The 698-nt window shown below is 65.8% G+C and carries 1 protein-coding gene; it reads left to right on the forward strand.

The features are described 5' to 3' along the window. On the forward strand, window positions 1–698 hold a 698-nt coding region (locus TW83_RS18220; protein WP_045984200.1), incomplete at both ends, for an NAD(P)/FAD-dependent oxidoreductase.

Consider the following 698-nt stretch of genomic DNA (forward strand, 5'->3'; position numbering starts at 1 on the left):
CCTGTCGGCCCATGGCGATCCGCAGAAGTTCGGCCTGGGCATGAAGGAGATCTGGGAGGTTTCTCCCGACAAGTTCCACAAGGGTCGCGTTGTGCACACGATGGGCTGGCCCCTGGGCAAGAATGCCGGCGGCGGCAGCTTCATCTATCACCTTGAGAACAACCAGGTGCTGGTCGGCTTTGTCGTTCACCTGAACTATGCCAACCCCTACCTGTATCCCTACATGGAGTTCCAGCGCTTCAAGCACCATCCGATGGTCGCAGACCTCTTGGAGGGGGCCAAACGCATCAGCTATGGCGCCCGTGCCATCACCGAGGGAGGCTGGCAGTCGCTGCCGCAGCTGTCCTTCGACGGCGGCGTACTGCTGGGCTGTTCGGCGGGCATGGTCAACGTGCCGCGCATCAAAGGCAACCACAACGCGATGCTCTCGGGGATCGAGGCCGCCGATGCCGCCGCCGCCGCGATCAAGGCGGGGCGCGAGGGCGACCGGCTGACCGATTACGACGGCGCGGTGCGCGGCGGTGCCATCGGTGCCGACCTGAAACGCGTGCGCAACGTCAAGCCGATCTGGTCGCGCCTTGGTCTGTCGGCCAGCCTGATGCTGGGTGCGGTGGACATGTGGACCGCCAACCTGACCGGCTGGAACCCCCTGGGCACCTGGAGCCACGGCAAGTCGGACGCCGCCGCGACCGGCAAGG

This window comes from Paracoccus sp. S4493 (genome assembly GCF_000967735.1).
GTDB lineage: Bacteria > Pseudomonadota > Alphaproteobacteria > Rhodobacterales > Rhodobacteraceae > Paracoccus > Paracoccus marcusii.